General features: G+C 38.3%; 7 protein-coding genes. 1 reads left to right on the top strand and 6 read right to left on the bottom strand.

Annotated elements, in window-relative coordinates; translation table 11 throughout:
- Positions 1-6 precede the first annotated feature (6 nt).
- The 5 genes from KS419_RS05485 to KS419_RS05505 all read right to left on the bottom strand — a co-directional run bounded on the left by KS419_RS05485 (position 7) and on the right by KS419_RS05505 (position 4,594).
- A complete protein-coding gene (locus tag KS419_RS05485; RefSeq protein WP_343215027.1) occupies positions 7-1,080 on the bottom strand; it encodes an Ldh family oxidoreductase in 1,074 nt (357 codons plus the stop codon).
- Positions 1,077-1,754, bottom strand: a complete 678-nt coding sequence (locus KS419_RS05490; RefSeq protein ID WP_217065069.1) for an RraA family protein — start codon at positions 1,752-1,754, stop codon at positions 1,077-1,079. Before KS419_RS05490 ends, KS419_RS05485 begins: the two co-directional genes overlap by 4 nt.
- Before the next feature lie 15 nt (positions 1,755-1,769).
- Positions 1,770-2,630 (bottom strand): NAD(P)-dependent oxidoreductase, encoded by an 861-nt coding sequence (locus KS419_RS05495; protein ID WP_217065070.1) that lies wholly within the window; start codon positions 2,628-2,630, stop codon positions 1,770-1,772.
- A gap of 111 nt (positions 2,631-2,741) precedes the next feature.
- Positions 2,742-3,449, bottom strand: coding sequence for an RraA family protein (locus tag KS419_RS05500; RefSeq protein ID WP_217065071.1), 708 nt, complete (start codon positions 3,447-3,449; stop codon positions 2,742-2,744).
- Positions 3,450-3,577: 128 nt separating this feature from the next.
- The gene (locus KS419_RS05505; protein WP_217065072.1) at positions 3,578-4,594 is read right to left on the bottom strand and encodes a LacI family DNA-binding transcriptional regulator; all 1,017 of its coding nucleotides are present in this window, start codon (positions 4,592-4,594) and stop codon (positions 3,578-3,580) included.
- Between the two features lie 622 nt (positions 4,595-5,216).
- On the opposite strand from KS419_RS05505, the gene KS419_RS05510 reads away from it, so the two are divergent.
- Positions 5,217-5,891, top strand: a complete 675-nt coding sequence (locus KS419_RS05510; protein ID WP_217065073.1) for a hypothetical protein — start codon at positions 5,217-5,219, stop codon at positions 5,889-5,891.
- Positions 5,892-6,012: 121 nt separating this feature from the next.
- Here the strand turns inward: KS419_RS05510 and KS419_RS05515 are convergent, their stop codons facing one another.
- Positions 6,013-6,768 carry a DUF6904 family protein gene (locus tag KS419_RS05515; protein WP_217065074.1) on the bottom strand — a complete coding sequence of 252 codons (756 nt, stop codon included), beginning with the start codon at positions 6,766-6,768 and terminating at the stop codon, positions 6,013-6,015.
- Between the last annotated feature and the right edge of the window lie 887 nt (positions 6,769-7,655).

Consider the following 7,655-nt stretch of genomic DNA (forward strand, 5'->3'; position numbering starts at 1 on the left):
CCCTCTTTATTCCACCACTTCTTCTATACTAATTAACGCGCGATCGAGATCGACACCAAAGTGATCTCCCCAGTTTCTCAACTCTTCTTCTACCTTCAAAGGCAACTCAATTCCCTTTTTCCTCCGTTCCTCTTTACAACGAAATTCCAGCTCCCCTGGAATATAAATTTCACTCGTGCCAGGTGCTTTAGGTTCCGCTTTAATTTCATCAAAATACTGATCCATTCTTTCCTTGAACTGCTCCATTGGCATAAACTTAGAAATGTTTATCCCTATATAAAAATGTCCAACATTCTGAGGATCCTTCCAATTTTCATACATGTTATTCACATATTGTCCAAAGCCCGCTCCCGTAAGGACACCGCATAAAATATCGATAAACATGGAGAGGGCATATCCTTTGGGTCCAGCCATTGGCAAAACTGCTCCTTGCAAAGCTTCTTCTGCATCTGTTGTATCGTTACCAAATTTATCTACTGCCCATGTTAGGGGGATTTTTTCACCTTTTTGAGCGGCATTTATGATTTTTCCCCTTGCTACAACACTTGTGGCCATATCTAAAATGAAGTCATTATGTTTTCCCGCTGGTGCAGCAAACGAGAAAGGGTTTGTTCCTATAAATGGTCGAATTCCCCCTGTAGGTGGCATCGTTTGAGAGGCGTTTGACAAGATGATCATGGCTAGATCTTCCTTCAGTGCCTTTTGTAAAAAATAAGCACATGTTCCGAAATGGTTAGATCCTTTGACACCTACTAATGAAACTCCATGCTTTTTCGTGGTATCCATTGCCAATTGCAGAGCCTTATCACCTACTACCGCTCCAATATGATTTTTACCATCTAGCAGTATAACGGGACCATCCTCATTAACTTCCATCTCTTCATGGATAGATATCATGCCAGCTTCTATCCTTTGCATATAGATACCTGTTCGTACAACACCGTGGGAATCGATACCCCTTAGGTTAGCCTCAACAAGTGATTCCGCTACCGTCTTTGCATCTTGTTTAGGCAGTCCTGCTTTTTCAAATAGTTTTTCAGTAAACTGTTCTAGTCTTTCCCAATGAAATCTTCGGGTCACTGGAAAGCACATCCCTTATTACGCAATGCTTCATTTACCCAACTTCGATCAATTGTTCCATCTTCTATCGCAGTAAACATTCCTTGCTCCTTTTTCTCTTGTGCGCTGGCAAGTTCAACTATCTCTTCTGCATGTGCGAGCGGAACCGCAACCACACCATCTTCATCTCCAACGATAATATCTCCAGGATGTACAATCATATTTCCTAATGTAATGGGAACATTTATTTCTCCCGGTCCTTCTTTATATGGTCCACGATGCGTAACTCCCTTTGCATAACACGGATAATCTCGCTTTAGAAATGCCACAGAATCCCTAATCGCACCATCAATAACAAATCCAGCAATTCCATTTTTCTCTGCTATTCGGAGCATAATCTCACCTAGGATGGCTTGTGTCATGTCTCCTCCAGCATCTACGACAATCACATCCCCTGGTTCTGCCATATCAAGAGCTTTATGGACCATAAGGTTATCCCCCGCTCTTGTTTTCACGGTAAAAGCCGTTCCTACTAGCTTCCCACTTTTATGCATGGGACGAATGTCTGAATGCGTACCTTGTAAACGATGTAAATTATCACTAATCAGTGGTGTGGCAATAGTTTTAAAGCGTTCTAATAGGTTCTTTTCAGGTCTCATATCCAGTGTAAACACGCGAAAACCAATATTCTCCATAGCCATCTTCTCCTCTTAAGGCAGAATGTTTTTACCGATTGCTGAGAAGTCTAAATCACCCATTTCCTTCTCTGCATCTTTAAATAGCTCTAACGTGTTCGCTGCAAAAGGTAATGGCATTTCTCCTGCTTCATCATTAGCTATTTGAACATCCTTTTTCATTAATGCTAATTTAAAACCTGGTGTAAAATTCCTTTCGGATAAGCTGTCTATTTTATTCATTAACATCCAGGAAGCTCCTGAGCTGTTTCCAATTACTTTCTTTACCATTTCCTTATCAATCTCTAATTTTTCCGCTAATGCCACTGCCTCCGCGGAAGCAACCATATGCATGGCGGCAAGCATTTGATTTATCGCTTTAATGGCTTTTCCAGCCCCAATCTCACCAACTAAGTAGATTTGTTTTGCCATGGCATTTAATACTGGACGAACGTCCTCTAACACTTCGGATCTTCCACCGGTCATTACCGTAAGCGTCCCTTGCTCAGCACCAGCAGTTCCGCCACTTACTGGACCATCCAATACGCGGATCCCTTTTTCCTCGTAAGCACGGGCAACCTTTTTCATCATGGCAGGAGATCCCGAAGTCATTTCTATTAAAATACTTTTAGTAGATAAATGACTGAGAATATCTTCTGAAAGGAGGACACTATCCATCTCTTTATCCGTGGGTAATATACTTATTAATATCTCACTTTTCGCTGCCAGTTCTCCTAAAGAGGTATGCTCTGTCGCCCCACCTTGCTTCAGTTCCTTTACTGGTTCTCGATTTCTGTGGGCTGAAATATGTAATTCGTACCCAGCTTTTAATAGATTCTTAGCCATTGGCAGACCCATCGCTCCAAGTCCGATAAATCCTACACGCTTTAAAGTCATCAGCTAATCTCCTCCAGTTTTATTAGTCAACTTCCTAAACCTTTATCGTTAGGTTGTGATGAACCTAGAGTTCGTCTTAACTATAGATTCATCACTCCCATTACTTGGTAGTTACCTAACTGTATCGTCAAGTTCCCAACCTAATTTTTCGTAAAGTTTACGTCTGCCCTGTTTGTCACCAGATAATTCTTGGTGCGCGTATTTCGCTACTTCTACTGCATATTTTTGAGGGACAACCACAACTCCGTCTCCATCTGCAACGACAACGTCCCCTGGATAAATAGCTACTCCTCCGATCGCAATTGGAATATCTTTTTCATAATAACGAATGCGACCTTGATCCATACCTTGAGAAATGAACTTAGACCAGACTGGAATTCCTTGAAGGATTACTTCATCTGTATCTCGAATTCCACCACCGTTAGTTAAGTATCCCCGTGCTCCTTTAGCTTTATGGTCCAGTGTATTATTAGACCCTAAAATACCAACATCTACACCGGCAACGTCCATACAAATAAAGTCGCCCTCTTCAATATCATGATTCCAATCATCCGTACAAACATTACCGTAATACCATTTGACCCACTCTGTATATTCGTCCCCTGTCTTTGTTGTCATAGGTCCTTCAAAGGGCAGATAACGGGCCGTGCGAGCTATCCCTACTACTTTTGTGCGAAAAAGAGGTTTAATTTCATGATGTACAGTTCCATATCCATGTAATCCTACCCAATCAAGTCCGTCGCGCACATCTGTTACTCTCAGGTCATCATATAATTCCAAAAGTTCTTGTCTACTCACTTTGTTTTCCACTTTAGCCATTATCATCGTCTCCTTCTCCCATTTAGATTTTAATGTTTTGGATGCGTTTGTTGTGTTTGATGCGTTTGAACATTTATAATATTCTGACTTTAGAAGAGTGAATTCACCCCCTTTAGAATGAATTGCGATTATTTTTTGATTAATGATCCGCTCGAGTCTCTGATAATAAGCTCTGGCTCCAATTCAATAGTCCTTGGCTTAGGTTTTCTACCTTCTTGAATCGATTCAATTAGATTTTGTGCTGCTATCTTTCCCATTTGGTATCCTGGTTGACGTATCGTTGTGAGTGGAGAGTTAAGGTGTTTTGCCCAAACCGTTTCATCATAGCTTACGATGGCTATATCCTCAGGCACTTTCAAATTCATCTCTTTTAATGCACTCAATACCTCTAGTGTGATCATATTGTTCGTGGAGAATATTGCATCGATGTCACGGTTTTGACTCAAATAGTTGACAATTTGTGTCTTTACATCTTTGTTGCTTTGTTCTAACTTTAATTCTTTGAAATCACTAGTGGAAAGGCCTTTAGCTAGTATGGCAGATTGATAACCTTCCAATCTATCACGCCATGTGCTTACAAATGGGTTATTAAAAGCAAGTACAGCAATGTTTTTTCTATTGTTGTTAAATAGATGATTTACTGCAAGAAATCCGCCTTTAACATTATTAAACACAACATTGTGCGTAGCGAGTCCTGGTATCCTACGATTAATGACCACCATTGGGATAGAGTCAATTAATTTCTCATACAGGTTGTAATTTCTAACTGTAGGGTTGATGACAATTCCATCCACTTGTCTCATTTCGAATTCTCTAATATATTCTTCTTCCTTTTCTGGCTCTTCATTTGTATTGCAAATCATCAAATTATAGCCTAGTTCATAACAAGTATCTTCGACGCCTTCTAATGCTGTGATCCAAAATGGATTCTTTAGGTTAGATAAAACAATACCTATTACGTTTGTTTTCATTGATTTAAGCCCTTTCGCTAATGCATTAGGACGGTAATCAAGTTCTTCAATGGCGGCCATAACCCTTTTCCGAGTCTCTTCGGTTGTATGTGAGTAATTTCCATTTACAATCCGAGAAACGGTTGTCTTTGACACATTGGCCCTTTGCGCCACATCACCGATCGTTATTTTCATGATTTTCACCCTCTACTATACACTTTTAGACTTGTTAAAACCCTTTTGGAAATCCGTTTGGAAATCGATAAACAAAAATGGTACAAAAAAACGCTCCATCTTTTCTGGTAACATTCATTTTTTAGTCGATACTTGAAGTATTCTCTAAAAACAACATGGTCCAAAAATTATGTAAGCGCTTATATATGTGTGTAAAAAACTTTTAGAACCTGATCTTCTATCAAAAAGTATCAAATTCATTTGGAAACCGATAAACAAATCGTTATAACGAATCTAACTTGTTTTCCCAAAGATGTCAACCCCTTTATTATAAAAATGTATAAAAAAAGAGACATAGGGACAGGTACTTGTCCCACTGGGACGACCTATGAGGTGCACCCCAAAAGTTAGAGTAAAAATCTAATCTTTTAGGGGTCAGCACACTATCCCTATGTCCCTTGTGAAAACTTAATAGAACATTTACATAATTCACACCTCTTCTTCATTTTAAAGGTTTAATATATGATTTGATCAATAGAATTGGTATAACTGTTTTACTTTTAAACTTCTTAAACTATTATTATCACTCATCATCTGTTTTTCCACAGTCTATTTTTTTTATCTGAAAAGGAGGTACGTTATAATGCCAGTTACTATGATGAAAAATTCCAATTACTTAAGCGTGTTTTCTCTAGTGATTGCTGGAATACTGTTTGTTATTTACCCATCACTACGCCCTTATTCTGATGAAATAACTATGGAGGGAGCTATCGCTTTTGCTTCGACGGAATGGTTAATATCGCATATTTTAGCTATTATCGCTTTCACACTACTTCCGCTCGGTTTACTAGGAGTACACCATTCATTACAAGGAAAAATGGCACATAAGCTTTCTTATTGGGCATTTATATTATCCTTAGTAGCGCTAGGTCTAATTTTGCCATTTTACGGAGGGGAAACATTTGGTTTACATGCTATTGGACAGAAAGCCATAGAGCAACAGTCTATAGGATTACTGAGCCAAGCAGACATCGTTCGTTCTGGTGTAGGTCTTGTAATGTTTCTAACTGGGCTCCTACTGTTAGCCATTGCTGCGATTATTGTTGCCATCGCCATTTGGAAGTCTAGTAATTACTCAAAATGGATTGGGATTCCATTTGCTATCGGAATGATCCTATACAGTGGACAATTTTTAGTTGGACCACAGTTGAGAATAGCCCACGGACTGTTAGTTACGATAAGTTGCATATTAATTGCAATCAGTCTATGGAAGAATAGAAATCAAAGCCCCGAACAACTTGAGTCCTATACTTTCTAGTGGATGGACAGGAGGGAAAGGTACCTTGTCCCACTGGGACGACGTACCTTTCCCTATGCCTCCTTCTAAAAACTCAAAAGGTAAAATTTCTCCCACCACCACTTTAATTGACCTATGTTGTTTACCAGTCTATTTCTTCAGGATAGTCGATGGCTAATCGCAGATCATTCACATTGCAGTTTCTCCTTTTAGCCTCTTCCTGAAGATCCCTTTCCAAAGCCCTGTATTCCTTATCCTTTTCGGCAATTCGTTTCGCGAATGTGGATATATTTTTTAGACGTTTATCATTTGTCATATCCATAAATTTATCATTTAAGTGATCGATATACTGCGTTAAATATCTATCTGTAAATACATAGTTGCCATTCATCACGTTTAACAGCCTGGCATAAGCATTTTCTGATAATGTATCCTTTAAGCATTCAGACACTGCTGCTTGTAACATTTTAATTTGGGCCACTGTCTTATTCCAACTAACCTTTGGCTCAGAAAATAAGTTCAAACTATATTTATTCTTTACCATCCTTTTAGCATACTGTTCGAGAAAATCATTTAAAGCAATCATGACAAAAAGCATTTCCGGCCATAGAACATATATTTTTAAATACATGTTTTTATCAGGCGCGAGCACATTCAAACGTTTTTTCTTGTCTTCATCCAGACCATTCTCCATAAACTCATACTCTCTATTTCCCATGAGGGCATGACGAAGATCATAACAGACTCCTAATATTCTTATGCGGGCAGAATCATATCCTGTAAACTCACCTTCCTCTCCCACAATGTCGTGTAACGCTTCATATAGATTTTCAAAATCGATATAGTCTCCATATACAGCTATTCCTGTATTATTTGGTGTATTTTTTGCAACTATCATTTATTTATAGCTCCTTTTTGAAGGTGTGGATTTGCAGTTTCCCGATCCTACTTCTATTAATTGAATCTCTACGACAGCTATTCATTCAGAATAACTTTTAAAGAAACCTGTTACTAACGATTTTCTAGCTCTATCTTACTCTAACCTAACCATTATTCTCAGGAACTCTGTTTCATCTAGATTTTTCCCAATTTCATTATACCCATTTTTTTTTAGCAAAAACGCTACACCAGGATTTTCTTTCCTATAGTTGCACCATTTTCATCTCCACTGGACTCTTTAAAAATAAGCACCTGATTGATTCAAACGTGTTTACTTGAGATGTGCAAAACGTCAAATCACAGACGAATTCACACAGTAAATCACACAACTTTTACAACTGAAATCACATTATAATTCGTATATTAAAAACGGCACAAAGAAATCTTCGTGCCGTTTTTTTCACATTTTCTTATCGAACTAACGCACCCGTTTGTTGAAGACCAAGGTTATATTTCATCTTGAAAACCAAGCAAATTATTTCTTGGATAGATAATGTCTTGCATTAACAAAAAATATAGTACCAAAGATAAATAAAAGGACTATAACCGAGCTTGCGATAGCTGAATACTCACCTATAAAAATATATTCACTTGTCAAATTAACAAATACCATTACTGCCATAACAACGTACAAACCTTTTAAATATTTCATACTTTTGTTCAAAACCTCCGTTTTCTTTAAATGATACAACATTTAACTAAACTGTTCGTTAGCACCACAACGGAGCAACGGCTTCTTGCACTATTGCATCCGTTTGTTTAAAAGGGTCAGCTATAGATTATTGAGCTATCGCACTTATTTGGTTGAAGAAGGTAGAGTGATTTATCTCTAATTTCCCATCAATC

Origin of the sequence: Evansella tamaricis (assembly GCF_019042215.1) — a bacterium.
Classification (GTDB): domain Bacteria; phylum Bacillota; class Bacilli; order Bacillales; family Salisediminibacteriaceae; genus Evansella; species Evansella tamaricis.

Coding starts and splice junctions, on each gene's coding strand:
- KS419_RS05515 (WP_217065074.1), bottom strand. CDS start 6,768: ATGATAGTTGCAAAAAATACACCAAATAATACAGGAATAGCTGTATAT.
- KS419_RS05500 (WP_217065071.1), bottom strand. CDS start 3,449: ATGGCTAAAGTGGAAAACAAAGTGAGTAGACAAGAACTTTTGGAATTA.
- KS419_RS05490 (WP_217065069.1), bottom strand. CDS start 1,754: ATGGAGAATATTGGTTTTCGCGTGTTTACACTGGATATGAGACCTGAA.
- KS419_RS05505 (WP_217065072.1), bottom strand. CDS start 4,594: ATGAAAATAACGATCGGTGATGTGGCGCAAAGGGCCAATGTGTCAAAG.
- KS419_RS05510 (WP_217065073.1), top strand. CDS start 5,217: ATGCCAGTTACTATGATGAAAAATTCCAATTACTTAAGCGTGTTTTCT.
- KS419_RS05495 (WP_217065070.1), bottom strand. CDS start 2,630: ATGACTTTAAAGCGTGTAGGATTTATCGGACTTGGAGCGATGGGTCTG.